The sequence below is a fragment of the Shouchella shacheensis genome (assembly GCF_001484965.1).
GTDB classification, from domain to species: Bacteria; Bacillota; Bacilli; order Bacillales; family Bacillaceae_D; genus Shouchella; species Shouchella shacheensis.
In genome coordinates, this window is sequence record NZ_LLYY01000006.1 from 93,446 (window position 1) to 118,428 (window position 24,983).

The 24,983-nt window shown below is 48.1% G+C and carries 29 protein-coding genes; 3 read left to right on the forward strand and 26 right to left on the reverse strand.

Annotated features, from left to right (window positions below):
- Positions 1–109: 109 nt before the first annotated feature.
- From AVZ68_RS08635 to prfA, 12 genes are all read right to left on the reverse strand, one after another.
- Entirely contained in the window at positions 110–604 is a 495-nt protein-coding gene (locus AVZ68_RS08635; protein ID WP_281176604.1) for a glutathione peroxidase, read from the reverse strand.
- Between the two features lie 104 nt (positions 605–708).
- Positions 709–1,338 (reverse strand): uracil phosphoribosyltransferase, encoded by a 630-nt coding sequence (gene upp, locus AVZ68_RS08640; protein WP_059104139.1) that lies wholly within the window; start codon positions 1,336–1,338, stop codon positions 709–711.
- A 189-nt stretch (positions 1,339–1,527) separates the two neighbouring features.
- On the reverse strand, positions 1,528–2,781 hold the full coding sequence (glyA, locus tag AVZ68_RS08645; protein ID WP_059104140.1) for a serine hydroxymethyltransferase: 1,254 nt from the start codon (positions 2,779–2,781) through the stop codon (positions 1,528–1,530).
- Positions 2,782–2,888: 107 nt separating this feature from the next.
- Complete coding sequence (locus AVZ68_RS08650) at positions 2,889–3,446, reverse strand: TIGR01440 family protein (RefSeq protein ID WP_059104141.1); 558 nt, start codon at positions 3,444–3,446, stop codon at positions 2,889–2,891.
- Positions 3,443–3,892 carry a ribose 5-phosphate isomerase B gene (rpiB, locus tag AVZ68_RS08655; RefSeq protein WP_059104142.1) on the reverse strand — a complete coding sequence of 150 codons (450 nt, stop codon included), beginning with the start codon at positions 3,890–3,892 and terminating at the stop codon, positions 3,443–3,445. Before rpiB ends, AVZ68_RS08650 begins: the two co-directional genes overlap by 4 nt.
- Before the next feature lie 129 nt (positions 3,893–4,021).
- Positions 4,022–4,468: a low molecular weight protein arginine phosphatase gene (locus AVZ68_RS08660; protein ID WP_059104143.1), complete on the reverse strand. Its 447-nt coding sequence runs from the start codon at positions 4,466–4,468 to the stop codon at positions 4,022–4,024.
- Between the two features lie 51 nt (positions 4,469–4,519).
- On the reverse strand, positions 4,520–5,062 hold the full coding sequence (locus AVZ68_RS08665; RefSeq protein ID WP_059104144.1) for a manganese efflux pump MntP: 543 nt from the start codon (positions 5,060–5,062) through the stop codon (positions 4,520–4,522).
- Between the two features lie 249 nt (positions 5,063–5,311).
- Entirely contained in the window at positions 5,312–6,343 is a 1,032-nt protein-coding gene (locus AVZ68_RS08670; protein ID WP_059104145.1) for an L-threonylcarbamoyladenylate synthase, read from the reverse strand.
- 205 nt (positions 6,344–6,548) lie between these two features.
- Entirely contained in the window at positions 6,549–6,992 is a 444-nt protein-coding gene (locus tag AVZ68_RS08675) for a GNAT family N-acetyltransferase (protein WP_059104146.1), read from the reverse strand.
- A 67-nt stretch (positions 6,993–7,059) separates the two neighbouring features.
- Complete coding sequence (gene spoIIR, locus AVZ68_RS08680; protein WP_059104147.1) at positions 7,060–7,662, reverse strand: stage II sporulation protein R; 603 nt, start codon at positions 7,660–7,662, stop codon at positions 7,060–7,062.
- 73 nt (positions 7,663–7,735) lie between these two features.
- Positions 7,736–8,587, reverse strand: a complete 852-nt coding sequence (gene prmC, locus AVZ68_RS08685; protein WP_059104148.1) for a peptide chain release factor N(5)-glutamine methyltransferase — start codon at positions 8,585–8,587, stop codon at positions 7,736–7,738.
- The gene (gene prfA, locus AVZ68_RS08690) at positions 8,588–9,658 is read right to left on the reverse strand and encodes a peptide chain release factor 1 (RefSeq protein ID WP_059104149.1); all 1,071 of its coding nucleotides are present in this window, start codon (positions 9,656–9,658) and stop codon (positions 8,588–8,590) included.
- A 258-nt stretch (positions 9,659–9,916) separates the two neighbouring features.
- Between prfA and AVZ68_RS08695 the strand changes: the two genes are divergently transcribed.
- Complete coding sequence (locus tag AVZ68_RS08695; RefSeq protein WP_059104150.1) at positions 9,917–10,141, forward strand: DUF2651 family protein; 225 nt, start codon at positions 9,917–9,919, stop codon at positions 10,139–10,141.
- 84 nt (positions 10,142–10,225) lie between these two features.
- Here the strand turns inward: AVZ68_RS08695 and AVZ68_RS08700 are convergent, their stop codons facing one another.
- Positions 10,226–10,477: a GlsB/YeaQ/YmgE family stress response membrane protein gene (locus tag AVZ68_RS08700; protein ID WP_059104151.1), complete on the reverse strand. Its 252-nt coding sequence runs from the start codon at positions 10,475–10,477 to the stop codon at positions 10,226–10,228.
- A 321-nt stretch (positions 10,478–10,798) separates the two neighbouring features.
- Here AVZ68_RS08700 and AVZ68_RS08710 point away from each other — a divergent pair, with 321 nt between their 5' ends.
- Positions 10,799–12,112, forward strand: coding sequence for an FAD-dependent oxidoreductase (locus AVZ68_RS08710; RefSeq protein ID WP_059104153.1), 1,314 nt, complete (start codon positions 10,799–10,801; stop codon positions 12,110–12,112).
- Between the two features lie 32 nt (positions 12,113–12,144).
- On the opposite strand, the gene AVZ68_RS08715 is transcribed toward AVZ68_RS08710, so the two are convergent.
- The 10 genes from AVZ68_RS08715 to AVZ68_RS08760 all read right to left on the reverse strand — a co-directional run bounded on the left by AVZ68_RS08715 (position 12,145) and on the right by AVZ68_RS08760 (position 20,730).
- Positions 12,145–12,573: a hypothetical protein gene (locus AVZ68_RS08715; RefSeq protein ID WP_059104154.1), complete on the reverse strand. Its 429-nt coding sequence runs from the start codon at positions 12,571–12,573 to the stop codon at positions 12,145–12,147.
- Between the two features lie 80 nt (positions 12,574–12,653).
- Entirely contained in the window at positions 12,654–13,238 is a 585-nt protein-coding gene (locus tag AVZ68_RS08720) for a thymidine kinase (protein ID WP_059104155.1), read from the reverse strand.
- Positions 13,239–13,313: 75 nt separating this feature from the next.
- Positions 13,314–13,556 (reverse strand): type B 50S ribosomal protein L31, encoded by a 243-nt coding sequence (locus tag AVZ68_RS08725; RefSeq protein ID WP_059104156.1) that lies wholly within the window; start codon positions 13,554–13,556, stop codon positions 13,314–13,316.
- Between the two features lie 121 nt (positions 13,557–13,677).
- Positions 13,678–14,952 carry a transcription termination factor Rho gene (gene rho, locus AVZ68_RS08730; RefSeq protein WP_059104157.1) on the reverse strand — a complete coding sequence of 425 codons (1,275 nt, stop codon included), beginning with the start codon at positions 14,950–14,952 and terminating at the stop codon, positions 13,678–13,680.
- Between the two features lie 339 nt (positions 14,953–15,291).
- Positions 15,292–16,257: a class II fructose-bisphosphatase gene (glpX, locus tag AVZ68_RS08735; protein WP_059104158.1), complete on the reverse strand. Its 966-nt coding sequence runs from the start codon at positions 16,255–16,257 to the stop codon at positions 15,292–15,294.
- 53 nt (positions 16,258–16,310) lie between these two features.
- Positions 16,311–16,661 (reverse strand): hypothetical protein, encoded by a 351-nt coding sequence (locus AVZ68_RS08740; protein WP_059104159.1) that lies wholly within the window; start codon positions 16,659–16,661, stop codon positions 16,311–16,313.
- Positions 16,662–16,699: 38 nt separating this feature from the next.
- Entirely contained in the window at positions 16,700–17,983 is a 1,284-nt protein-coding gene (murA, locus tag AVZ68_RS08745) for a UDP-N-acetylglucosamine 1-carboxyvinyltransferase (RefSeq protein WP_059104160.1), read from the reverse strand.
- A gap of 157 nt (positions 17,984–18,140) precedes the next feature.
- Positions 18,141–18,776 (reverse strand): fructose-6-phosphate aldolase, encoded by a 636-nt coding sequence (gene fsa / locus AVZ68_RS08750; RefSeq protein WP_059104248.1) that lies wholly within the window; start codon positions 18,774–18,776, stop codon positions 18,141–18,143.
- 479 nt (positions 18,777–19,255) lie between these two features.
- Complete coding sequence (gene fba / locus AVZ68_RS08755) at positions 19,256–20,119, reverse strand: class II fructose-1,6-bisphosphate aldolase (RefSeq protein ID WP_059104161.1); 864 nt, start codon at positions 20,117–20,119, stop codon at positions 19,256–19,258.
- A 248-nt stretch (positions 20,120–20,367) separates the two neighbouring features.
- On the reverse strand, positions 20,368–20,730 hold the full coding sequence (locus AVZ68_RS08760; RefSeq protein WP_059104162.1) for a response regulator: 363 nt from the start codon (positions 20,728–20,730) through the stop codon (positions 20,368–20,370).
- 124 nt (positions 20,731–20,854) lie between these two features.
- On the opposite strand from AVZ68_RS08760, the gene AVZ68_RS08765 reads away from it, so the two are divergent.
- Entirely contained in the window at positions 20,855–21,367 is a 513-nt protein-coding gene (locus tag AVZ68_RS08765) for a DUF2529 family protein (RefSeq protein ID WP_059104163.1), read from the forward strand.
- A gap of 109 nt (positions 21,368–21,476) precedes the next feature.
- On the opposite strand, the gene pyrG is transcribed toward AVZ68_RS08765, so the two are convergent.
- The 3 genes from pyrG to AVZ68_RS08780 form a co-directional block, all read right to left on the reverse strand.
- Positions 21,477–23,081, reverse strand: a complete 1,605-nt coding sequence (pyrG, locus tag AVZ68_RS08770; protein WP_059104164.1) for a CTP synthase — start codon at positions 23,079–23,081, stop codon at positions 21,477–21,479.
- 211 nt (positions 23,082–23,292) lie between these two features.
- A complete protein-coding gene (gene rpoE / locus AVZ68_RS08775) occupies positions 23,293–23,757 on the reverse strand; it encodes a DNA-directed RNA polymerase subunit delta (RefSeq protein ID WP_245628094.1) in 465 nt (154 codons plus the stop codon).
- Positions 23,758–24,327: 570 nt separating this feature from the next.
- The gene (locus tag AVZ68_RS08780; RefSeq protein ID WP_059104165.1) at positions 24,328–24,939 is read right to left on the reverse strand and encodes a TetR/AcrR family transcriptional regulator; all 612 of its coding nucleotides are present in this window, start codon (positions 24,937–24,939) and stop codon (positions 24,328–24,330) included.
- Positions 24,940–24,983 lie beyond the last annotated feature (44 nt).

The window sequence follows — 24,983 nt, forward strand, 5'->3', positions numbered from 1 at the left end:
GGTGATTTTCGAGATTTCTGTGGATATGTAGCAAAAGAACTGCGAGTACACACAAGTTATGCACAGCAAAAAAGGACGGTGCGCACCGCCCTTTTTGATCATTTCTGGTTTACTTTTGCTCAAGGCCTTGTTCAATCAACTGCTTAATCTGAGGATCGGTTGGTTCCACCTTGCTTTTGAAACTTCCTAGAATTTCACCGCTGCGCGAGATCAAAAACTTCTCGAAATTCCAGTCAATCTCGTTGTCTGGACCTGTTTTCGTTGTCAGCCAAGTGTACAAAGGGTGTTGTTCATTGCCTTTAGCGTGAACTTTGTCAAAGACTTCGAATTCCACTCCATAGTTCGTCTCACAGAAGTTTTGAATTTGCTCAATGGAACCCGGCTCTTGTCCCCCAAAATCATTGGATGGAAAGGCTAGCACATGAAACCCTCTGTCTTTGTACGTTTCGTGAAGCTCTTCAAGCTGTTCATATTGTGGGGTAAACCCACATTCTGAAGCGACATTGACGATAAAGAGCACATTGCCTTTGTAATCACCCAAACTTTTTTCTTCTCCACTTGCCTTTTTCACGTTAATTCCATAAATACCATCGACATCTGCCACGGTAACGACCTCCTTGCGTCTTCATTCTACTCCTTGTCTACCCATACATCGGGAAGATGAAACAAGAAAAAGGGCGCCCATCACTGGGCAGCCCTTCGAATTCATCATTTCGTTCCAAACAGACGGTCTCCGGCATCGCCAAGACCAGGAACAATATAGCCTTTCTCGTTCAATTTCTCATCCAAAGCCGCCAGATAAATGTCCACATCTGGATGTTCCCGCTGGACGTAGTCGACCCCTTCAGGAGCAGCAACGAGACAAATCAACTTCATGCTCTTTGCGCCGCGTTTTTTCAAGCTATTGATGGCCTCAACGACGGACCCTCCTGTGGCGAGCATGGGGTCAATGACAAGAATATCACGCTCTTCCATATCACTCGGAAGCTTCACGTAATACTCATGAGGCTTTAGCGTTTCCGGGTCGCGGTATAAACCGACATGGCCAACGCGAGCCGCAGGAATCATACGCAGAATCCCATCCGACATCCCAATTCCTGCTCGCAAGATCGGCACCAGCCCGAGCTTCTTTCCGGCAATGCGCTTTGATATTGCGGGTCCTACTGGCGTCTCAATGGTCGTCTCTTCAAGGGGTAAATCTCGTGTCACTTCAAAGGCCATCAAGGCAGCGACTTCATCCACAAGCTCGCGAAATTCTTTTGTTCCCGTTTGTTTGTCACGAATATACGTTAGCTTATGCTGAATGAGGGGATGATTAAGTACATGCACATTGCTCATTTGCTCCAACTCCTTCATTGATCACATCTCGTCAGTTTTCGACACACTCCTAAAGATTTTACCCGAATACTCACGAAGGATTCAAGAGGAAATTTAAACTGAAAGGCGCAGGCGGGTTGGTCAGGAGCGAGGATTTTGGAAGGCCTGACAAAAAGCAGCCATCTTTGAAAGATGACTGCTCTAGTTGCTTTATAGATTCGGATACATTGGAAACTTGCTCGTAAGCGCAGTTACACGTTCGCTGACTCTGGCAAGTTCTTCCTCATTTTCGATATTTTTAAGCGTGATGGCGATCAGTTCGCCAATTTCATCCATCGCCTCTTCGTCAAGACCTCGTGAGGTTACCGCTGCCGTACCGATACGAATACCGCTTGTGACAAATGGCTTTTCAGGATCAAAAGGAATCGTGTTCTTATTTGTGGTAATCCCCACTTTATCTAGCGCCTTCTCTGCAACTTTCCCGGTGACACCAAGCGAACGGAGGTCAAGAAGAAGCAAATGGTTGTCCGTTCCGCCTGAAACAATATCCACGCCTTCAGACTGTAACTTTTCACCAAGACGCTTAGCATTGGTGATGACCGCTTGAGCGTATGTTTTAAAATCACCCTTAAGCACTTCCCCGAAGGAAACGGCTTTCGCAGCGATCACATGCATAAGCGGACCGCCTTGAAGACCAGGGAAAATGGATTTATTCAACTGTTTTTCGTACTTGTCCCCTGTTTCTTCATTACAAAGGATCATTCCTCCACGAGGACCACGAAGTGTTTTGTGCGTGGTTGTCGTGACAAAATGGGCGTGTGGTAGAGGGTTTTGATGCAAGCCAGCCGCCACAAGACCAGCGATGTGAGCCATGTCCACCATAAGAAGAGCGCCTACTTCATCGGCAATTTCTCGGAATCTCTTAAAATCAATTTCGCGCGGGTAGGCACTTGCTCCAGCGACAATAAGCTTCGGCTTGGTTTCCTTAGCAATTTCAAGTACCTTGTCGTAATCAATGCGCTGGTCTTCCTCTCTCACGCCGTACTCCACAAAGTTGTATTGCACGCCACTGAAGTTAACCGGACTGCCGTGGGTTAAATGTCCACCGTGAGACAGGTTCATTCCAAGTACGGTGTCGCCAGGATCAAGAACGGTGTAGTATACGCCCATATTTGCCTGTGCCCCGGAATGAGGCTGAACGTTCACGTAGGAGGCGCCAAAAATCTCTTTTGCACGATCACGAGCGATATCCTCCGCAATGTCGACATACTCACAGCCGCCATAGTAGCGGCGACCCGGGTACCCTTCGGCGTATTTATTTGTCAAAACAGAGCCCTGTGCTTCCATTACCGCTTCTGAAACGAAATTCTCGGAGGCAATGAGCTCAATCTTATCCCGTTGGCGACCTAGTTCCAGTTCAATTGCTTCAAAAATCTGTGGATCCTGTGCTTTTACTTGTTCCATTGTCAAACCCCTCTCTCCAGGAAAACATTCGGTTTTGGCTTGTCTATTTCTTTATCTTACCTCAAATTAAAGCACATGCCTAGGTGATTCCGTGAAATCTAACAGAATTATTCAGTAACGTCCGGACGTTCATACACAGCTCGAACGCCGCCAATCAGCTTCGGCCGTGTATACGCCATGGTCACATGCGCGCTTCCGATAGCCGTTTCTCTTCCCCGCGTCGGAACAGCCACATGCTTTAAATGCATCCCAATCAACGTGTCGCCAATGTCAATGCCAGCATCCGCCTGAATCTGTTCCACTAAGACCGGATCTTTGAACTGCTCATAGGCGTAGGCCGCCATCGCTCCACCAGCCTTATGTACAGGAATAGCCGCGACCTCTGGTTCCGCTAACCGCAGGGCGAGCTCTCGCTCAATCACGAGCGCACGGTTCAAATGTTCACAACATTGAAAAGCAAGAAAAACCCCGGTTTGTGCTTGAAAGTCTGAAAAGCCCTCATAAAGGGAGGCAGCGATATCGCTTGAGCCGCCCTTGCCAATACGCGTGCCGCCCACCTCGCTTGTACTGGCCCCAATAACGAGAACCTCCCCTTGCTTTAGCGGTCTTGCAGCTTGCAAGTCCTCTAAGACATGAGTGATTTGTTCTCTGATCGAAAGACTCATTGCTCCACTCTCTCCTCATAATCACTCACTTTGCCAATACGCGTCGCATGTCGACCCCCTTCATAGTCAGCACCAAGCCAGGTAGTAGCGATTTCTCTCGCAAGTCCTGCCCCGATGACACGCTCGCCCATGGCAAGCACATTTGTATCATTATGATTTCTCGTGGCTTTCGCACTGAAGACATCATGAACAAGCGCACAGCGAATGCCTTTCACTTTGTTCGCCGCAATTGACATCCCAATGCCGGTGCCACAAATTAAGATCGCACGGTCAAACTCCCCTGCCGCTACCTTTTCTGATACAGGCAACGCAAAATCTGGATAGTCGACGGACCCTTCGCAGTTACAGCCGAAGTCCTCATAGCGAATGTCCAGCTCCTCTAACAGTTTCGTGATCTCTTGCCTTAAATGGATTCCCCCATGGTCTGAAGCAACGGCCACTTTCATTTTAGAAGCACTCCTTTTATACAAATAGTCCGAACCCTGGAGCTCGACGCCCCACTCGCATTCGTCATTTTTCTTTTAAAACGATTGTACTCCTTTCGCGCAAACGCTTCAATCTTTGGGCGCTTTCGCCTACAGATGATCCCCTTTTATCAACCGTTTAAGCTGGTGGTCAATCTCCTTTGCTGTTTGTGCATAGGCGCGTTCATCTCCACCAAAAGGATCGGCAATATCTGTTGAACCATCCACTTGAACATACTCCTTCAGCGTGAACACCTTTTCTTCTTGATTAGAATAATCCTTCTGGAGCACGCGCTTATGACTCTCGGACATGGTAAGGATAATGTCTGCCCAGTTCACCAACTTATCCGAGACAGGACGAGCCCTATGGTCATGTTCAATACATGCCTCTTCTAACACAGACGCTGAGCCGCTTGAAATCGGACTCCCTTCCTGGGCAACGATCCCCGCCGAGGCGACTTCAAAGTGGCCCGCTTTGTCCTGCTTGCGCAAAAAATATTCCGCGAGCGGGGAGCGGCATGTATTGCCTGTACACACAAATAGGATCCTCTGTTTCATTTTTAAGCCCCCTCGTTAGCCTTAGCCTTCTCTTTGCCTAGTTTATCATAATTAAAGAGGCAACATAATTTTCAATCCGAAGCCAATGAGGACGGACCCACCAAGCAATTCTCCGTAGGAACCAAGATACGACTGAAAACGTGAGCCAATGACAAGCCCAAGCCAAGACATGATCATACTCACAGCTCCAATCATAACTATGGTTAACGCTGCTTTCGCTCCGAGAATCCCAAATGAAAGCCCCGCTGAAAAACTATCCAAGCTCACACCGATGGCAAAAAAGAAAAGCCCAATGCCGACGGGTTTAAGTGATTTTTCATCCGAAGGGGAAAAAGAATTAAGCATCATCTGAATGCCGATCACGAGCAAAAGCCCTCCCCCAATGTAGGTGGCAATCACATCAAAATGGCCCGAGAGCCATTTGCCAACAGCCATCCCTAAAAGCGGCATGGCTAGGTGGAAAGCCCCAATGGTTAAGCCAATCTTGAAAATTTGGTGAGCCCGAAGCCCAAGCATCCCCATTCCAAACGTCACAGAAAAAGCATCCATTCCGAGAGCAATAGCCATTATACCTATCGTTAGAATCTCATGCATGGGGTTGACCCTCCTAGAAAACATGCTCTTTCGAATGTATGCACGTCCAGGAGAAATTAGACAGGCTAAAAAAGCATCGGTCCCCTCATTCATTCCATTTTTCATAGTCCTTCAAAAAAAGCGTGGGTGGGTCGAACTGAAGCGCGAATGTTGGCCGGGTTGCACTAGAAGCCCCAGTTTTGGATTTCAAGTCAGGAATGAAAAATAGCAAAAGACCTGAAGCACAAGCCTCAGGTCTACCCACTTTCTTTATAGAATCCGTCCTCCGGCAGCTTTTCGCAGGCGATTCATAACCGCCATGCCAATCCCTTCTTCAGGGAGTGTCTCGGCATAAATCACATCGACTTCTGCATCATCAAAACGCCGCAGGGAATCGTAGAGAGAGTGAGCGACATGACGAGAATCCTTTCCGTAGACAACGACATCCGCCTCATAGACTGCTCTCTCCCCGCGAGTTGCGAGGACGCCCACCCTCAACCCACTTCTTCTATCCGCCTCCACGAGTTCGCGAATCTTCTTCGTCTCTCGAACAAGGGTGAGCGTTCCTTTTGGTGCATAGTGAGTATACTTCATACCGGGCGATCTTGGCGAAGAGTCGGTGTCTGTGAGTGCAGGGTCTACAGAGATCGGGCCAACGATTGCTTCAATCTCTTCCCTTGTGACGCCGCCCGGTCTGTAGAGGACCGGCTCTGGCAAGCTTAGATCGAGAACCGTTGACTCTACGCCAATCCCCGTTGGGCCGCCATCTACAATCCCAGCAATTCGTTTGTCTAAATCGCGTTGTACATGTGTTGCCGTCGTCGGACTCGGCTTGCCCGAGAGATTCGCGCTCGGGGCGGCCACAGGGACGCCACAGGCGTCGAGCAACGTAAGCGCCACAGGATGAGAGGGCATTCGTACAGCCACTGTCGAAAGGCCAGCGGTCACATTCGTAGCGACCTGATCACTGGCAGATAGAATGAGCGTTAAAGCGCCCGGCCAAAAAGCATCCATCAGTTTCCGAGCGTCTTCTGAAACATCTATGACAAGCCCTTCCAGCTGTTCCAGGCGACTAATGTGTACGATCAATGGATTGTCGCTCGGTCGCCCCTTTGCGAGGAAGATTTTCGCTACGGCCTCTTGCGATAAAGCATTCGCTCCAAGGCCGTATACCGTTTCTGTTGGAAAAGCTACAAGCTCCCCTCCTTTTATCCACAGCGCTGCTTCCTCTATAGAAGTGGAACATTCCTCACGTTCAATATTTTTATCCACAGTCCATATCTTTGTATGTTTATAACTCATCCTGTTCGCCTCCTTTCTCTTTTTCTTTCCATAACATGAACCCTATCATAGCAGTCTCTGTTTTTACAACCGATCGTTCAAAAACACCGCGAAACAGGTTACCCACAACTGTGGATAACCTGTTTATAACCTAATAAAACTACATTTACCCTCTGTTTGTTATCGTTTTACACAGTTTTTGTCCACAAATCCACACCCGACTGCACTAATGCGAACAGCGATACGCCCATACATCAACATCCGCTGTCTTGACGTTTTTAAAATGCGTTAAAGATCGTATCGCTTCGGGCACCTTCTCTTCTTCAACCTTCTCAAAGCCAAGGGGCGCAAAAAGAGCAATATTATTTGCGCTTAGCGCAAAAACCGTCTCAACCTCTTCAGACTTCGCATAGGCAAGGGCCACCTGTAAGAATTCAATCATTAGGCCTCCAGTGGCAACGTTCCCGTCAACGATCAATGAGCGTAAAAGCCCGTATGCGCCAGTTTTCTCCATTCCGACGGTTCCAACAAGTGCCCCTTCCTCATTTTCCACCACAAGAAACCGGTCCAGCGACTCTTCAATTCCCTCTTCCTGCTTGCTCGCTTTTGCAATCAACCTCTGCAAGGGAAGTAAATCCGTTGGTTCAGATTTGCGCACAACCATTCCCATAAGGCCCGTCCTCCTTAAATCGTTTCTTTCTTCAACGATATGCGAGGCTTATACCTTTCATGACTGCTTATCCGAAAAGTCGATCCCAAACCGATTCAACCATCTCGACAACGAAGAAGGACGTTTCCACTTCTTCCTCAGCTTCATCGCTCTCCTCCACCTGTTCCTGTGCTTCACTATTTTCCATATCGAGAAAACAAAGCGGTGGGAAAAGTACGCACCACCAATTCTCTCCGTTGCCTTCTCCTAACGTAATCAAAACCGCATCATACACACCCGCCGGGTAAACCATATTGCCGTATAACTTTGTCGGAAATTCTACATCGCTAAAATCAACGGAAAACGACTGATCGATGCCTTTTTTGGCTAGCTGTTCTTCTACGATCTTCTCAATCTCTGGCACCTCAGAAGCGATCACCTCTTTCGCCTCTTCCAGGTCAGAGATCCCGTCTACCCACACACGAATTTGCTCGTTGACCTCATCGCGGATCGAACGCTTTAATGCCTGGTCCGAAATCGAGTCGCTGTTGGCAAGAATTCGAAGGCGAATCGCCTCTTCCTCCTGAATGTCCTGATGAAACTGACTCTCTGCTTGTGCATTTTGCGATTCCCAGCTCATAAGACCTACAAATAAAGAGAATAATAGATAGATAATAACGTTTGGTTTCATCGTCTGCACCGCCCCTTCACCCGTAAGTCTGGCCAGGGGCGCGAAAATTAAACAATGAATCGTTCGACAAAAATTATGTGGTCATATCGCCATACGCAAGAACAATGCGATCCTTGCCGTTGATGTCGTACCGGACTTCCGTCTCTGCCTTTGAAAAGGTTGAACTAAGCATAGAACGCACCCGCTCTCCCTGAGTTGCGCCAACCTCAAAAGCAATCAGCCCTTGCGGCTCCATCACCGTCGGGAGTTCCGTTACCAATCGCCTGTAAATGTCGAGCCCATCGACTCCAGCAAATAGAGCCGAAGACGGTTCGTAATCACGGACATGGACAGCCAGAGAGTCCCTCTCCCCTTCTGGAATATACGGCGGGTTGGAGAGAATCACATCGAATTTCTGTGCAGAAACAGGTGTAAGCAAATCGCCCTGTTTAAACGTCACACTCGCATTCAGTGCGGATGCGTTTTTCTTCGCAACGTCAAGCGCTTTGCTGGATAGATCCACCGCTGTCACTGCGACGTTGGGTAGCTCCAATGCCACTGTAATCGCTATCGTCCCACTTCCAGTGCCAACGTCCAGGATGGTGCGTGTTCTCTTGGGCAGCCGCTCAAGAACAGCGACAATCAGCTCCTCTGTTTCGGGTCTAGGGATCAACACGTCCGGATTCACCATAAATCGGCGACCGAAAAACTCATCATAGCCGGTGAGGTGCTGGACCGGCACCCCGGATGCGTAGGCGCGAACGTCGCTTTGGAAGTCTTCAAAAACCCCGGGCGCAAGCGGCTCTCGCAAGGAAGCCAGGAGCAAGGCCCGGTCCATATCCATGTGATGACGAAGCAACCACTCTCCAGCGGTCGCTTCCAGGTTCTGTTCATTTAAAAAAGACGAAGCCCATCTAAGAGCTTCGTGAATGGTCGTCGTTTCCATTTATTCAGCAGCCTTCTGCATGTTCTCTGCTTGATCTTCCACAATAAGGGCGTCAATGATTTCATCGAGCTTGCCTTGCAGAATTTGTTCAAGCTTTTGAATCGTAAGGCCAATGCGGTGGTCCGTCACACGACTTTGCGGAAAATTATAGGTACGGATTCGCTCCGAACGGTCCCCTGTGCCAACGGCCACCTTTCTGTTTTCCGCGTACTCATCCTGCGCTTCCTGCTGAACTTTATCATAAATGCGCGCGCGCAGCACTTTCATCGCCTTTTCCTTATTTTTGATTTGCGATTTTTCATCTTGGCAGGACACCACGGTGTTGGTCGGTAGATGCGTTAGACGCACGGCTGACATCGTCGTGTTGACACTTTGTCCGCCTGGACCGCTGGAGGCAAACGTATCGACACGAATGTCTTTTTCATGAATGTCAATTTCCACTTCTTCCGCCTCTGGGAGCACGGCAACGGTGGCCGTGGACGTATGAATCCGCCCGCCAGATTCGGTTTGCGGAACACGCTGAACACGATGAGCGCCGTTCTCATACTTCAGCTTCGAATAAGCGCCGGCGCCGTTGACCATAAAGATAATCTCTTTATAACCGCCAAGCTCTGTCGCCGTTGCTTCAATCACTTCCGTCTTCCACCCTTGAGCCTCTGCGTAGCGGTGGTACATTTTATACAAATCGGAAGCGAACAGTTGCGCTTCGTCGCCCCCAGCCGCACCACGAACCTCAACAATCACGTTTTTATCATCATTCGGGTCCTTCGGCAGAAGCAGGACCTTCAAACGCTCTTCCAGCTTTTCGCTACGTTCTGTGAGCTCATCCAACTCTTCTTTGACCATTTGATGCATCTCATCATCAAGCTTTTCCTCGAGCATCGCTTTCGCTTCCCGATGCTGATCGGTCACTTCCTTATACTCACGATACGCTTGAACCGTTTCCTCGATATCTGACTGCTCCTTGGAATATTCCCGTAGCTTTGTTGCATCACTTATCACATCAGGATCGCTGAGCTGTTCGTTTAAGAAATCATAACGATCCTCCACTGCTTGTAACCGCTCTAACACACCGTTCACCTCATTGTATAATTCCAGTGTATAACAGTCTTATTATAGTATACGGTTTGTAGGCGGTCAATGTGAGGAAGGGATGGAGATGGTTTTTAACAAACGTTGAAATATCCCTTAATCATTCAGCTTTCTGGGTAGTGTCAGAAGGAAATCTTGATTGTCGCAAAGAATATTACAGGCATGACACTTATGCTAGATAACAAACAGATGAGTAAAAAGTTGCCCAATAAGGTCCCTAGCGAAGGAGCTGATTAAATGAATACTTTTCTTTCCCTTTTAATTATAGGCCCGTTGTTAGCAATTCTGTTGGGCTTACTAGGATATCGTTTTCTTGGCAATGTCTACTTAGCACCTGGCATTGTCGCCCTCGTTTCTGGGCTGTTGATGTTTACAGTTTTTAACTCTTCTTTTTTTATATGGGTCATCGTGTACACGGTCCTCGCCTTTATCAGTGGATTTCTATTTAGGTTAAAGGAGTAAACGTCATTAACCTTCTTGTTTGTTACTGATCTTTTTTGCGAAAAAAGATCAGTAACTCCCTTTGGACCTAATGTGGCCCCCCTTTTATTTCCGCGCAGAACGCATAATAAAGCTGACAATCAGCACTAGGATAATTGCTCCAATCAATGCTGGGAAGACCGCAAACCCACCTAAGGTCCAGCCCCAGTCTCCTAGAATAAGCGAACCGAGCCACGCACCGACAAAGCCGGCGATAATATTCCCTATAATTCCACCCGGCACTCCTTTTCCGGTAATTGCACCAGCCGCCCATCCAATCAAGCCACCAATAATCAAGCTCCAGAGAAACGAAAACATTTTCTACACCTCCATTTTCCCTTAGGCTCTCCTCCCTGATTAATCCTATCCCCCTTGCTTTTGCAAACGAGCTTTGGAGTTCAGAGCTGGATCTTGGCGTTCTGCATTCGCTCTCGGCGTTCCGGCTCTCGCTCTTGGCTTTTCCCCTCCCGTTCTTGGCGTTCCCGCTCTCACTCTCGGCGTTCCACGGCCGGATCTCGGCGTTTTCCGGCGCTTTTCACTGGCCATCAGCTGTTTGCAATGCCATTGTCCTTTCTTTCGGTTTGTCTTATGCCTTTCAGGGAATAGTACACATAGCAGAAACTAGAAGAGGTGAACACTGTGAGATACGTCATTGTTGGTGGAGACGCGGCGGGAATGAGCGCTGCGATGCAAATTGTACGAAACGATTCCCAAGCGGAGATCATCACGCTTGAAAGAGGAGAGCATTACTCCTACGCGCAGTGTGGATTGCCTTATTGGATAGGAGGAGACATTGAGTCCAAGGATAAGCTGATTGCCCGGGACGTGGACACATACCGAACCAAACACGGCGTTGATGCTCGTATTAACCATGAAGTGACTACGTTTGACCCCGACAAGAAGACGGTGGCCGGAAAAGATTTCGAGCTCAGCTACGACAAGCTCTTGATTGCTTCAGGGGCAAGCCCTTTTGTGCCTGAGTGGGAGAACGTCCACCTCAAAGGCATCCACACGTTAAAGACCATTCCTGATGGCGAGCAATTGCACAGAGAGCTTGGAGAGAAGAAGAAAGTCACCATTATTGGTGGAGGTTCGATCGGTCTCGAGATCGCAGAAAACCTGGTAGGTGCTGGTCACGAGGTGACAATCCTTGAACGTTCTCCGCGGCTCGCGATGAATTTTGATAAAGAAATGACGGATTACATTCATGAAGAGGCTCTCAAACAAGGGGTCCACTTGGAACTCAGCCAGGACGTGCTTGGGTTTATAGGGGATGAAGACGGATGTGTTACCGGGGTGAAAACGAACCTCTCTTCCTTTGAGACTGATCTCGTCATCGTTTCTGTTGGTGTCCAACCAAACACCGATTTTCTTGAAGGAAGTGGGATCCAGCTTGATTCTGGCGGAGCCGTGAAGGTCAACCGCTATATGGAGACGAGCATTCCTTCTGTTTATGCAGCAGGAGACTGTGCGACACAATACCACCGTCTAACAAAAAAAGACACCTATTTCCCGCTTGGCACCCATGCAAACAAGCAAGGACGAATTGCGGGGTTAAATATGTGCGGAACCCCCCGCGTATTCCAGGGCATTGTGGGCACGCAAATTTATCAGTTCTTTGATTTAACACTAGCACGCACAGGCCTTTCCTCGCGCGAACTCGATGAGTTAGGGCATCCGTACAAATGCGTTCAGGCGAAGCTGCCTCACGTTGCCGGATACTACCCAACCAAAAAACCGCTTTTCATTCGTCTGCAATATCATGCCGGTACCGAGCAGGTGCTTGGCGGTCAGTTCATCGGCGAGGAAGGCGCCGATAAGCGGCTCGACGTCTTGGCGACGGCTTTATACCACGGTGTAACCATGCAGGACTTAGAAGAGCTCGACCTCGGCTATGCCCCACCCTACAACAGCGTATGGGACCCTCTGCAACAAACAGCACGAAGGCGTTAAAAAACAGAGAACCGAAAGCGGTTCTCTGTTTTTTATTTCCTGAGATGCACATCGTAGCGTGGCACTTCTCGTTGCAGCGCCTTGCGCAGATTTTTCAACTGCGTTTCCTCTTCCCCGGCATCCCAGTTCTGATCGTTATGCACGTTTACATACACATCCGACCCATGTAAAATAACCATGCCCGACCGGAAACCGTGCGTTTCAATGATCTCCCTGACCTGGTCCTGATCATCGCCAAGCGACTGCTTGTTGGAGGACATATTTTTATAGCTCGTGCCTGTATTGACTTCGCCCGGCTCATGTGGATCGCTTTGCATATGCTCGTAGTTTAACGGCCCCGGACCAAAGGCACCACGCCAATAACTCACGTTCCCTTCCGCCTGCTCGGCGTTCATTCCATTTGAACACCCTGTCAGAGCAAGGAATGCACAAACAGTTAGTCCCGCTACCTGCTTTCTCATTCGTCTCCCCCTCATGCCGACATCGCCGAGTGTATACCCGACAGTTCTAGCGTTCCATCTTACAGGGGGAAACATGAGCGTTAATTCTCTCCAATCAGCACGGTATGACAGTGACGACATCGTGGTTCATACGTCTCGTCCGCACCCACAAGAACAACAGGGTCGCTATAGGCAGCGGGTTCCCCGGCAATCAAGCGCTGCGTACGGCTGGCCGACATTTCACAGATGGCACAAATGGCCTGAAGCTTGGTAACCTCTTCAGCAAGCGCCATCAGACGAGCCGTTACCTCAAATGGCTCTCCTCGAAAGTCGAGATCGAGACCCGCACAAATGACGCGCTTTCCACTCTCCGCAAGATTGGTGATGACTTCAATTAATCCTCCATCAAAAAATTGAATCTCATCGATGGCGACAACGTCTGTGTCACACACAACCGATTCGAAAATTTCACCGGAATGTCCCACCGGCTGCGCCATGATTTTATTACCGTTATGCGAGACCACTTCCATTTCTGAGTAACGATTATCAAGCGCTGGTTTAAACACTTGAAGCTTTCCCTTGCCATATTCTACTCGACGAATACGACGAATCAGTTCCTCAGACTTCCCAGAAAACATGCCACCGCAAATCACCTCAACCCAGCCGGAGTGCTGAACAAATGGCATTTTACTCACCCTTTACCTATGGATCCATTTTAAATAGAAAAAACAGACAGGAGAAGACTCCTGCCTGCATAACGCTTAAAGGTTGTATTTCTTTTTAAAGCGATCGACACGTCCACCTGCATCAGCAAGCTTCTGCTTGCCAGTGTAAAATGGGTGCGAATCCGACGAAATCTCTACTTTAAGCAGAGGGTACGTGTTCCCATCTTCCCACTCAATCGTTTCACCGGAACCACGAGTCGAACCAGTTAAGAATTTATACCCTGTGCTTGTATCCATAAATACGACTTTTTGGTAAGTTGGATGGATTTCTTGTTTCACAACGTTTCAACTCCTTTTGCCCTGAATCTTCCGAGACAGAGTTTCTACTCACATATGGTTGAAATTATATCAAGGACAAGGGCGTTTTGCAACTGTATTTTTTCATTCGTACGTTTCCTGTCTATTTTCGGCGCGTGCTCATTCCAGCCATGTCTTGCTGCATCGCCTCAAAAAACTCGACGTTGGTTTTTGTGTCTTTCACTCGTCGAATGAATTGATCGGTGAAATCAGGCGAATCGTTCATGGTTTTACGAATTGTCCATAGTTTATCGAGCTGTTCTTTCGGCAGAAGGAGCTCTTCTTTTCTCGTCCCCGAGCGACGAATGTCAATGGAAGGGAAGATGCGACGTTCTGCCAGACGGCGATCCAAATGAAGTTCCATATTGCCTGTGCCTTTAAATTCCTCGTAAATGACATCGTCCATCCGGGAACCGGTATCGACAAGAGCGGTCGCTAAGATCGTCAAGCTGCCACCTTCTTCAATATTACGAGCCGCCCCGAAAAAGCGCTTCGGACGGTGAAAGGAAGCCGGGTCAATTCCCCCAGACAACGTTCGTCCACTTGGTGGAATGACCAGGTTATACGCACGGGCCAAGCGTGTGATGGAATCCATGAGAATCACTACGTTTTTTTTATGTTCAACCATACGCATGGCCCTCTCCAACACAAGTTCAGCCACCTTAATATGGTTCTCTGGCACTTCATCAAAGGTGGAGCTTATCACCTCGCCTTTGATAGACCTCTCCATATCCGTCACTTCCTCCGGGCGCTCATCAATTAAAAGAACCATTAACTCGACGTCGGAATGATTTTCTGCAATGCTGTTCGCCACTTCCTTCATTAAGGAGGTTTTTCCTGCCTTTGGCGGAGCGACAATCAACCCACGCTGTCCAAACCCTACAGGGGAAATCATATCAATAATTCGCGAGGAAATGCGTCCAGGCTTTGTTTCCAGCTCGATTTTCTGATCAGGGTAGAGAGGCGTCAGCGCTGGGAAGTGAGGTCTGTCGCGAGACGTTTCAGGCGCATCTCCGTTCACAGCCTCTACGTGAAGCAGCCCGTGATAGCGCTCGTTGTCTTTTGGCGGTCGAACCTTCCCTGACACTTTATCTCCCGTCCGTAAATCAAACCGTCGAATTTGCGAAGCAGAGATATAAATGTCTTCTCGACTCGGCATGTAGTTAATCGGACGCAAAAAACCGAATCCCTCTGATTGAATGATTTCCAGCGTCCCCTCCATAAAGAGGAGACCGTCTTGCTCAGCCTGTGCTTTTAAGATCGCAAAAATCAGCTCACGTTTCGTGAGTTTGCTGTAATAGGATACTTTGAATGCTTTCGCATGCTCATACAAATCTTTTAATTTCATATTTTCCAAATCGGAAATACTTACGCTCATTTTAGCACCACGCTTTTTCATAAATGCGTACATACACTGCAACGTTCAAGCAGAAAAAACACGTTTATCGCATGCTTAAACGCTTAAACGAGTGAAGTACGATAAAGCTATATCGTTCAAATGACCTCACAGCCATCCATCGTAAAGACCATACGTAAATTAGACGTTCGGAATTGTGTAAGGAGGGACGTTGGAGAAAATCTATTTTATGCGCCTAGTAAGAAGATCGGTGAATTACTATACTCTTATTCTACCCACATTTCCCATAAATAATCAAATGATTTTTCGTAGCAAAAGAAAGGAGACCAGGTGGAAAAACTACCCGGTCCCTTCTGAAAGTTAACGAATCACGAGTCGAGGCTTCTTTTTCATACTATGCGTCCCGTCCACAAAACGAACTGTACCCGATTTTGCGCGCATCACAATGGACTGTGTTGCCGCGTTGGAACCTTTGTAGCGAACACCCGTCAAAAGTTCACCGTCCGTGACTCCCGTTGCCGCAAATATACAGTCATCGCCGCCCACAAGATCTTCCATACGAAATAGCTTATTCACGTCCTCGATGCCCATTTTCCTGCATCGTTCCATTTCCACATCACTTTGGGGCAAGAGACGTCCTTGAAAGTCTCCCCCTAAGCATTTTAAGCCGGCAGCCGCAAGTACTCCTTCTGGTGCACCGCCGGAACCCATTAAGAGATCGACGCCCGTGTCGTCAAAACCAGTATTCACAGCAGCCGCAACATCTCCATCTGGAAGAAGCTTGATACGTGCGCCCGCTTCACGAACATCGTGGATGAGCTTTTCGTGCCGCTTTCGGTTAAGAATGACGACGACAAGATCCTCTATGTCCTTGTTTTTCGCATCAGCCACAGCCTTGAGATTGTCAATCACTGGGGCATCGATGTCAACATTCCCTACGGCCTCCGGGCCAACCGCAAGTTTGTCCATATACATATCCGGTGCATGCAAAAGCTGGCCATGGTCAGCCACTGCTAGCACGGCGAGCGCGTTCCACTGACCATAAGCGACGATATTTGTCCCTTCCAGCGGATCGACAGCCACATCCACTCGCGATCCATACCCATTTCCAAGTTTTTCTCCTATGTACAGCATAGGCGCTTCATCCATCTCGCCTTCACCAATGACAACCGTCCCCTTCATTGGAATCGTATCAAAAACATCGCGCATTGCTTCTGTTGCAGCACGGTCTGCTTCTTCTTTATTGCCAAAGCCCATCCATCTCCCAGACGCGAGCGCCGCCGCTTCTGTGACACGTACAAGCTCCATAGACAGACTTCTCTCCATAACCTGCTTCCCCTCACTCCATCTTTAATTTGTGTACAAGCACGAACGCTATCCTATGCCTCCTCACTTAAAGGCACACTCTTTCTTTGATCCAGTTGCGAGCTTTCTTCACGCCGCCAGATCAAGCCAAGACCGGGCTTGATACTGCCGTCGCTCCAGAACTTGTCGCTCGTGAGCGAGGCGCCTCCGCTTTTCCTGATCCAGCTGCGGCGGCTAGGAGCTTCGAGATTTTTCGCCCTGACAACGAAATCCAAAGTCGGGATTTCTTTTGTCAAGTCTCCAAAATTCTCGCTCCTGTTCGACCCGCCTCCGCTTTTCCTGATCCAGCTGCGGCGGGTAGAAGCTCGAGATTTTTCAGTCCTGCCGGAAATCCAAAACCGGGATTTCTCGGGCAGGCCTTCCAAAATTCTCGCTCCTGTTCAACCCGCCTCCGCTTTTCTTTTTAGCTTTCGACTTCTTCTAGTTCTTCTTCTGACATTTGTTCACGCCAAATCACAGCGCCAATCCCCATAAGCTTTTCCTCTAAATGCTCGTAGCCTCTATCGACATGTTCAAGGCCCGAAAGTTCGGTCACGCCCCTGGCCATGAGGCCCGCGATAATGAGGGCTGCTCCTGCACGTAAGTCGCTTGCTCGCACCTTCGCCCCTTGAAGTTCCGTTTTGCCATTAATAATCGCTGAGCGCCCCTCCACTTTGACGTTAGCGCCCATACGTCTAAGCTCATCGATATGCTTAAAACGAGCATCGTAAATAGTGTCAGTGACGATACTTGTGCCATTAGCACTAGTAAGCAGACTTGTGAACGGTTGCTGCAAATCGGTTGGGAACCCTGGGTATACAAGAGTTTTAATGTCGACACCGCGTTTATCGCGAATGCCGCCTACGATGATCTGGTCGTCTTTGATATCTATTTCTGCACCCATTTCCCTGAGCTTTGCTGTGAGCGACTCCAAGTGAATCGGAATGACGTTATCAATAAGCACACGCTGGCCTGCTGCAGCAGCTAGGATCATGTATGTGCCTGCTTCAATTCGATCAGGGATGATCGAATGACGGCAACCTGAAAGAGATTCCACTCCTTCAATCCGAATCACATTGGTCCCCGCACCTTTAATACGCGCGCCCATGTTTGTGAGAAGAGTAGCGACATCAATAATTTCCGGCTCCTTTGCCGCATTCTCAATAATGGTTTGGCCTTTCGCGCGAACGGCGGCAAGCATAATATTAATGGTTGCTCCCACACTAACAACGTCAAGATAAATTCTCGCACCGCGTAGTTCATCCGCTCGCAAATAGATTGCCCCTTGTTCATTGGTCACTTTCGCACCGAGCGCTTCAAATCCTTTAATATGTTGGTCAATCGGCCGTGGGCCGAGGTTGCAGCCGCCGGGCAAACCAATAACAGCCTTTTTAAACTTGCCAAGCATGGCCCCCATCAGGTAGTACGAAGCTCGCAGTTTTTTCACTCTGCCATTTGGAAGCGGCATCGCCATCATAGTTGCCGGGTTTATTTTAATCGTCTGGTCTTTAAGGGTCACATCCCCTCCAATTTCGCGCAGCAGATCCGCAAGCAAATCCACGTCGGAAATGACGGGCAAATTGTCAATAGTCACCGAGCTGTCGGCAAGTATAGCAGCTGGCACGAGGGCGACAGCACTGTTTTTCGCCCCGCTAATTTGTACACTTCCTTCAAGCCTATGACCACCTTCGATCATTAATTTATCCATTGCAATCCCTTCCTTCATAGCTGAATACCTAGCATCCAGTATAGCCAGAGTGTCACTAAAACTAACGAAATCGGAACAAATTTCGACAGAATTCTCTCTGCGTCGAGCTTGGTGCCGAGAACTTATGCGGTGCAAAAGGCCATTCTCCCGTCTGCCCCTACTTGTTCCAGTCTGCTAAGAACCGCTCAATCCCCTGATCGGTTAAAGGATGCTTCGTGAGCTGCTGAATTACTTTAAGCGGAATCGTAGCAATATGCGCCCCTAACTTGGCCGCGTCTGTCACGTGAACGGGGTGGCGTACGGAAGCAGCAATAATCTCAGCACCAATTTCATGGACATTGAAAATTTTAGAGATGTCCGCAATTAACTGCATCCCATCCTGACCGATATCATCAAGTCTTCCTAAAAATGGAGAAACGTATGTAGCTCCGGCACGAGCAGCTAGGAGGGCTTGAGGAGCAGAGAAGATGAGCGTCACGTTTGTCTTTATTCCAAGCTCTGAAAACGCATGGACCGCCTTTAACCCGTCTTCCGTCATTGGCACTTTCACCGTGATGTTTTCAGCAATGGCCGCTAGCTCTTTTCCTTCTTCAATCATGGTTTCCGCGTCTAAGGCAATCACTTCCGCACTGACGCTACCCGGGACAAGTGAGGCAATTTCACGAATGCGCTCATGGAAATCTGCACCTTCTTTTGCCACAAGCGAAGGGTTTGTTGTGACCCCCGCAAGAATTCCAAGATTTTTAGCCTCTTTGATTTCTGCTAGATTGGCGGTATCAATAAAAAATTTCAAAAGAAACACCTAACCTTTCCTGTTCAAGTGATGTGAAACGGTTTCAATTATACCCGAAAAGCGCAAGCGGGTTGAACAGAAGCACAAATTTTGGAGGCCTGACATAAGAAATCCCGATCTTGGATTTCGTTGTCAGGGCGAAAAATCTTGACGCTTCTACCCGCCAGAGCTAGACAAGAAAAGCGCAGGCGGGTTGAACAGAAGCGAGGATTTTGGAAGGCCTGAACTAGAAATCCCGGTTTTGGATTTCGGTTCAGGACTGAAAAATCCCGAGCTTCTACCCGCTGGAGCTAGACAATCCGAAAAGCGCAGGCGTCCCTTTTCACAACAAGTTCTGGAGCGACGGCAGGATCAAGCCCGTTTTGGTTTGATCTGGCGGCGTGAAGAACCCTCAAGCGAGTGGGCGCCAGAGCTAGACACATGATAATAAAAGCAGTCCAGTACTGAACTGCTTTTTAGTATAACTTTCAAAGTAACCATTAGCCTTTATTTGAAGAACCGAACTCTTTCATTTTGCCGGCAACGGTTGCTTTAATCGCATCACGTGCAGGTCCAAGATATTTACGTGGGTCGTATTGCTCAGGCTGAGCAGCGAGCGTCTCACGAACGGCTTTCGCTGAAGAAATTTGACTTTCTGTATTGACGTTAATTTTCGCGTGGCCGTACTCGATCGCTTTTTGGATGTCTTTTGTCGGGATTCCTGTCCCGCCGTGAAGAACAAGTGGGATGCCGACAAGGCCTGAAATTTTCTTCATGTGATCAAAGCCCAGGTTTGGTTCCCCTTTGTACGGCCCGTGTACAGAGCCAAGAGCAGGCGCAAAACAGTCGACACCGGTAGCATCAACGAGCTCTTTACACTCCTCCGGAATCGCGTAAGCAGCCTCTGCATCTTCGACAATGAGATCATCTTCTTGTCCACCGATACGTCCAAGCTCCGCTTCCACGGAAACGCCCAGCGTGTGCGCAACATCAATTACGCGTTTGGTTAACGCAATATTTTCAGCTAACGGGTAATGTGATCCATCAATCATGACAGAAGTGAACCCGGCGTGAATCGCCTCTACACACTTTTCAAAGCTTGAGCCGTGGTCAAGATGAATCGCAATGGGTACAGTAACGTTATATTCTTCCATTAAATTTTTTACAAGTCCTACCACTGTCTTGAAGCCGCCCATATAACGTGCCGCGCCTTCAGAGACCCCTAAAATGGCTGGAGATTTCTCTTGTTCAGCGGCTTGGAGAATGGCTTGAGTAAACTCAAGATTATTCAAGTTAAATTGTCCAACTGCATACCCTTCCGCTTTTGCTTTGTTTAGCATGTCTTTCATTGAAACTAAAGGCATAATGACCCTCCTCAAATTCGCTTATCGTGCAATGTACAATTGAGTCCTGTTAAGAAGATGCCCTAGACTAGGGAATTTATGCCCCGCTTTCTTGGTGACATTCCTAATAACGTTTTGACTTCTTACTACACGCCCAAGCGTTTGCTTTTATCGTGTTCATTATAGCATATAATCTTTACATTTGAGCGCCGTAAAGCAAGAATTGGCGAGGGATTTTCAAGAAAGCGATCTCAACCTCTACTATATGTTCATTCACTTAAGTAGCGTCTGATCACTCCTCTCACATCGTCAATGTCAAATGGTTTGGAGAAGTGCGTAAGTGCCCCATGTTCGAGTGCCTCGTTAATTAAGTTTAATTCCCCATACGCCGTCATCATGATCACCTTAATGTCTGGATCGTTTTGCTTCATTCGTTTTAAAATTTCAATCCCATCCATCCCCGGTATTTTCATGTCGAGAAGAACCATGCTGATTTTTTCCGACTCTTGCACTTCAAGTGCCTCTTCCCCATTGGCGGCTTGATAAAGCACATACCCATCTTTTTGTAAGACCTCGTTCAACAGCACACGTATCCCGTACTGATCATCTACAATTAGCACCTTACTCTCCATAGCTCTCCCCCCGATCCACCTTTTACTACTAGAGTTCGTGTTCCCTGCTCCTAATCCCTGCTAGTCTTTAGCAATCCGCTAGAATCTGCTAAGATAGAAGCAAGCAGATAGGAGGAATACGTGCATGCATAAACTGTTCACCACCCAACTCACTGGACTTCTCCAGAAATTACACGAGCAGCAAGAGGAAACCCTCGAGGATGCCGGGCGCCTCCTTGCGCAATCCATCGTCGCTGGAGGCACGATCTATGTACAAGGCTTTGGGGAAATGAAGTCTTGTGAGGAAGCAGCCGTTCACGGCGTAGAACAAATACAAGGCATCACAAGAATGAATCGCTCTTCCCTTCTAAATGGGCGTGATCGCGTTTTGCTCTTCACTACAAGTGCATACGACCAGGACGCGATTACTTCTGCCAAGCTCTACCAATCGATGCAGGTTCCTGTTATTGTTATCGCCTCAAATCGTAAGTTTGAGGAGGTCTCCGATGTCTTCATTGATTTAGGCGTCACCGGCAACCTCGTGCCTACAGATGGTGGGCATCGCATCGGAGATCCCGCTGCGCTAGCAGGACTCTTTGCTTACCGCTGCCTCTATTTAACCATCCATGACATCTTATCAGATAATGAAGAGCTTTGATGAACAAAAATGACAAATGCGTTTTGTGCAAACAAACCTAATGGTCAGTTAGAACAAAAAACCGCCCTTCACACATAAGAATGCGAAAAGACGGCTAACCATTGCAGACTTATTCTTTGACCGCAAGTGCTGAAGCCACAAACTCGCGAAACAGTGGTTGCGGGCGAGTCGGCCTGGAAACAAACTCTGGGTGGAACTGGGAAGCAATGAAAAAGGGATGATTCTCTAGTTCAATGATTTCGACTAAGCGGCCATCCGGGCTTGTCCCCGAGAAAATAAACCCGGATTTCTCCATTTGTTCGCGATATTCATTGCTAAATTCATAACGATGGCGGTGACGCTCATAGACGACTTCTTCACCGTACGCCTGGCGGGCGAGTGTATTTTCCTTCAGCTTACAAGGGTATAGGCCGAGACGCAGCGTTCCCCCAAGGTCTTCCACGTCCTTTTGCTCCGGCAAAAGGTCAATGATCGGGAACGGAGTCTCAGGGTTTAGCTCAGCAGAGTGCGCCCCTTCTAGACTCAGCACGCTTCGTGCAAATTCAACAGATGCTAGCTGCATGCCCAGACAAATCCCGAGAAACGGCACCTGGTTTTCACGCGCATAGCGAATAGCCGAAATCTTCCCTTCCACGCCTCGATCGCCAAACCCTCCAGGAACGAGGATGCCATCAGCGTCTTGAAGCCATTCCTTCACATTGGCGTCGTTGACTTGCTCTGCATAAACCCAGTCAATGTCAATATCCGCGTCGACGTGATAACCAGCATGTCTAAGTGCCTCGGCTACAGACAAGTAGGCATCTTGCAGCTCCACATATTTTCCCACAAGGGCAATACGCACATTTTTGCTTAGATGTTTCACACGGTCAACAAGCGCCTGCCACTCGCTCATGTCTGCCTCACCACTTTGCAAATTCAGGTGATCGCAGACAATTTGGTCAAGCTTTTGCGCCTGCATATGGAGCGGTACTTGGTAGAGAGAATCAGCATCCTCGGACTCAATCACAGCTTCCTTGCGGATGTCACAGAAAAGCGCAATTTTGTCTTTCATCTCTTGTGGTACAGGACGTTCCGTTCGTACAACGATGACATTCGGTTGAATACCAAGAGACCGCAATTCTTTTACCGAATGCTGGGTAGGTTTTGATTTCATTTCCCCCGCAGCTTTTAAATAAGGAATTAACGTGCAATGCAAATAAAGCACGTTTTCCATACCGACATCACTTTTAATTTGACGGATGGCTTCTAGAAACGGAAGACTTTCAATATCTCCAACCGTCCCCCCAATTTCTGTGATGACCACATCAGCCCCTGTTTCACGACCGGCTCGAAATACACGTTCCTTGATTTCATTCGTGACGTGAGGAATGACCTGAACGGTGCCTCCAAGATAATCTCCGCGGCGTTCTTTCTTTAGAACGGTTGAGTACACACGTCCAGTGGTGACGTTGCTATTCTGACTTAAATTAATGTCAATAAAGCGCTCATAGTGCCCAAGATCAAGATCCGTCTCTGCTCCATCATCGGTTACGAATACCTCTCCGTGCTGATACGGGCTCATGGTCCCTGGATCAACGTTAATGTATGGGTCGAATTTTTGAATCGTCACCTTTAACCCACGGTTTTTCAGCAAACGACCTAAAGAAGAGGCAATAATTCCTTTTCCTAACGAAGACACGACTCCACCTGTCACAAAAATATACTTAGCTGTCATATGCACGCTCCTCCTCGCTACAATAAGGGGAATTTCCTAGTAGTGTTACCCTCTCAAACATAAAAAAAACAAAAGTGACACCACCCCCAAAAGGAGGGGGCACACTTTTGTTTTTACAACGTATTTTATCTAGTTTAGCTTTAAAAACGGTAGTAAGAAGCCCAAAAATGATTTTACCTAGAACGACTTAATAAGTCAATAGCAGAAACCATTAATCGTCTTCTCGTTCTTCCCCTTCTTCATCATCATCAAAGTCAGAAAGGTCTTCTTTCTCGCCGTCCACCTCTTCACCTTCGTCTTGATCCTCTTCATCGGCTAGTTCATCGAGTTCATCTTCTAAGTCCTCGAATTCATCCTCTTCTTCAAACTCACCATCCAGATCAAAGGTTTCGTCTTCATCGTTCGCAGGTTTCCGACGTTTCGCGGGCTTTGCCGAGTGTGTAATCTCTTCCTCTGCCTGCTCTTGTGGATACCAGACCTTTAGTCCCCATGTATTGTCACCAAGTGTAAGGAAGCGACCATCAATGTTCAAATCAGTGTATAAAAAGGAAATCCGCTCTTCCACTTGAGCCTTGGATAATTCTTTTACAGCAGCAACCTCTTCCAGCAAATCAAAGAAATTATACGGCTGTCGCTTTTCTTTCATTAACACATATGCGGTTTCAACCATTGACATTTCATTTAGCTCTTCGTTCGTCAAGGAATTCAAGTCCACCACAGGAGCACGCCCTTTCCAATCAATCCAATTTAATCTAATGTTCCTATTCTATTCCACGATCCCATGAAATCATACGTTTCATTATAAACATATTTCAATAATGAAAGCTAGTAAGAAAAGCGAAGGCGGGTCGCACAGAAGCGAGGATTTTGGAAGGCCTGGACTAGAAATCCTGGTTTTGGATTTCTGACCAGGACTGAAAAATCCCGAGCTTCTACCCGCCGCAGCTGGATCAAGAAAAGCGGAGGCGGGTCGCACAGAAGCGAGGATTTTGGAAGGCCTGGATTAGAAATCCCGGTTTTGGATTTCTGACCAGGACTGAAAAATCCCGAGCTTCTACCCGCCGGAGCTGGATCAAGAAAAGCGGAGGCGCCCTGTTCACGAAGACAAGTTCTGGAGCGGCGGTAGTATCAAGTCCGAACTTGGCTTGATCTAGCGGCGTCGTTCACCTCCCCTGGGGGCCATGGGAATAAAGCCTTTATGTCCATGAAAAAAGCGCACTCCCATTGTGCGCTTTTTACCACCCGGTTACCAGCCGAGCAGCTGCCTTACTTGTAGCTCTGTGTACTCTTCTAGGCTGTACTGTTTTTGTATGACCCAGCCACGAAAGGTCCACATTTGCCCTTGAACCAGAATGTTCTGAGCAAGCAGTTTTACTTCCTGCTCCTTCCGATCCAGCTCCCCATTAGCCACGCATTCCCGAATGATGGTCTCAATCATTTCCACCATTTCTAGTTCTTTGTTTAACACATAGGGAAGCGTTTCTTTCGGGAGAGACTTTGTTTCCTGATACATAACGAGCACTTCATCTTGCATATCATCAACAACGGAAAAGTACGCGCGGATGGCGGTTTCCAGCCGCTTCATAGCTGTTCCTGTCGTTTCGAGCTGGACACGCAGGCGCTCCGTTACTTGATCGTAGATGGAATCACAGACAAGATAAAGCACATCTTCCTTGGCCCCGATGTATTCATAGAGGGTGCCAATGCTGAAGCCGGACTCTTTCGCAATTTCACGTGTGGTTGTTCGGTGAAACCCTTTTTCGATGAAAAGACGGACCGCTCCTTTAATCATTTGCTCGCGCCGCTTTTTAATCAGCTGCTGGTCTTTCACCATCGAAGGCACAATTTTTTTAGACAATCGCTGTAACCTACTTCCTTAAAACGAAACCATTTTTTTCATCG

Coding starts and splice junctions, on each gene's coding strand:
- upp (WP_059104139.1), bottom strand. CDS start 1,338: ATGAGCAATGTGCATGTACTTAATCATCCCCTCATTCAGCATAAGCTA.
- glyA (WP_059104140.1), bottom strand. CDS start 2,781: ATGGAACAAGTAAAAGCACAGGATCCACAGATTTTTGAAGCAATTGAA.
- AVZ68_RS08650 (WP_059104141.1), bottom strand. CDS start 3,446: ATGAGTCTTTCGATCAGAGAACAAATCACTCATGTCTTAGAGGACTTG.
- rpiB (WP_059104142.1), bottom strand. CDS start 3,892: ATGAAAGTGGCCGTTGCTTCAGACCATGGGGGAATCCATTTAAGGCAA.
- AVZ68_RS08660 (WP_059104143.1), bottom strand. CDS start 4,468: ATGAAACAGAGGATCCTATTTGTGTGTACAGGCAATACATGCCGCTCC.
- AVZ68_RS08665 (WP_059104144.1), bottom strand. CDS start 5,062: ATGCATGAGATTCTAACGATAGGTATAATGGCTATTGCTCTCGGAATG.
- AVZ68_RS08670 (WP_059104145.1), bottom strand. CDS start 6,343: ATGAGTTATAAACATACAAAGATATGGACTGTGGATAAAAATATTGAA.
- AVZ68_RS08675 (WP_059104146.1), bottom strand. CDS start 6,992: ATGGGAATGGTTGTGCGCAAATCTGAACCAACGGATTTACTTCCCTTG.
- spoIIR (WP_059104147.1), bottom strand. CDS start 7,662: ATGAAACCAAACGTTATTATCTATCTATTATTCTCTTTATTTGTAGGT.
- prmC (WP_059104148.1), bottom strand. CDS start 8,587: ATGGAAACGACGACCATTCACGAAGCTCTTAGATGGGCTTCGTCTTTT.
- AVZ68_RS08695 (WP_059104150.1), top strand. CDS start 9,917: ATGAATACTTTTCTTTCCCTTTTAATTATAGGCCCGTTGTTAGCAATT.
- AVZ68_RS08700 (WP_059104151.1), bottom strand. CDS start 10,477: ATGTTTTCGTTTCTCTGGAGCTTGATTATTGGTGGCTTGATTGGATGG.
- AVZ68_RS08715 (WP_059104154.1), bottom strand. CDS start 12,573: ATGAGAAAGCAGGTAGCGGGACTAACTGTTTGTGCATTCCTTGCTCTG.
- AVZ68_RS08720 (WP_059104155.1), bottom strand. CDS start 13,238: ATGCCATTTGTTCAGCACTCCGGCTGGGTTGAGGTGATTTGCGGTGGC.
- rho (WP_059104157.1), bottom strand. CDS start 14,952: ATGAGCGTAAGTATTTCCGATTTGGAAAATATGAAATTAAAAGATTTG.
- glpX (WP_059104158.1), bottom strand. CDS start 16,257: ATGGAGAGAAGTCTGTCTATGGAGCTTGTACGTGTCACAGAAGCGGCG.
- murA (WP_059104160.1), bottom strand. CDS start 17,983: ATGGATAAATTAATGATCGAAGGTGGTCATAGGCTTGAAGGAAGTGTA.
- fba (WP_059104161.1), bottom strand. CDS start 20,119: ATGCCTTTAGTTTCAATGAAAGACATGCTAAACAAAGCAAAAGCGGAA.
- AVZ68_RS08760 (WP_059104162.1), bottom strand. CDS start 20,730: ATGGAGAGTAAGGTGCTAATTGTAGATGATCAGTACGGGATACGTGTG.
- AVZ68_RS08765 (WP_059104163.1), top strand. CDS start 20,855: ATGCATAAACTGTTCACCACCCAACTCACTGGACTTCTCCAGAAATTA.
- pyrG (WP_059104164.1), bottom strand. CDS start 23,081: ATGACAGCTAAGTATATTTTTGTGACAGGTGGAGTCGTGTCTTCGTTA.
- rpoE (WP_245628094.1), bottom strand. CDS start 23,757: ATGTCAATGGTTGAAACCGCATATGTGTTAATGAAAGAAAAGCGACAG.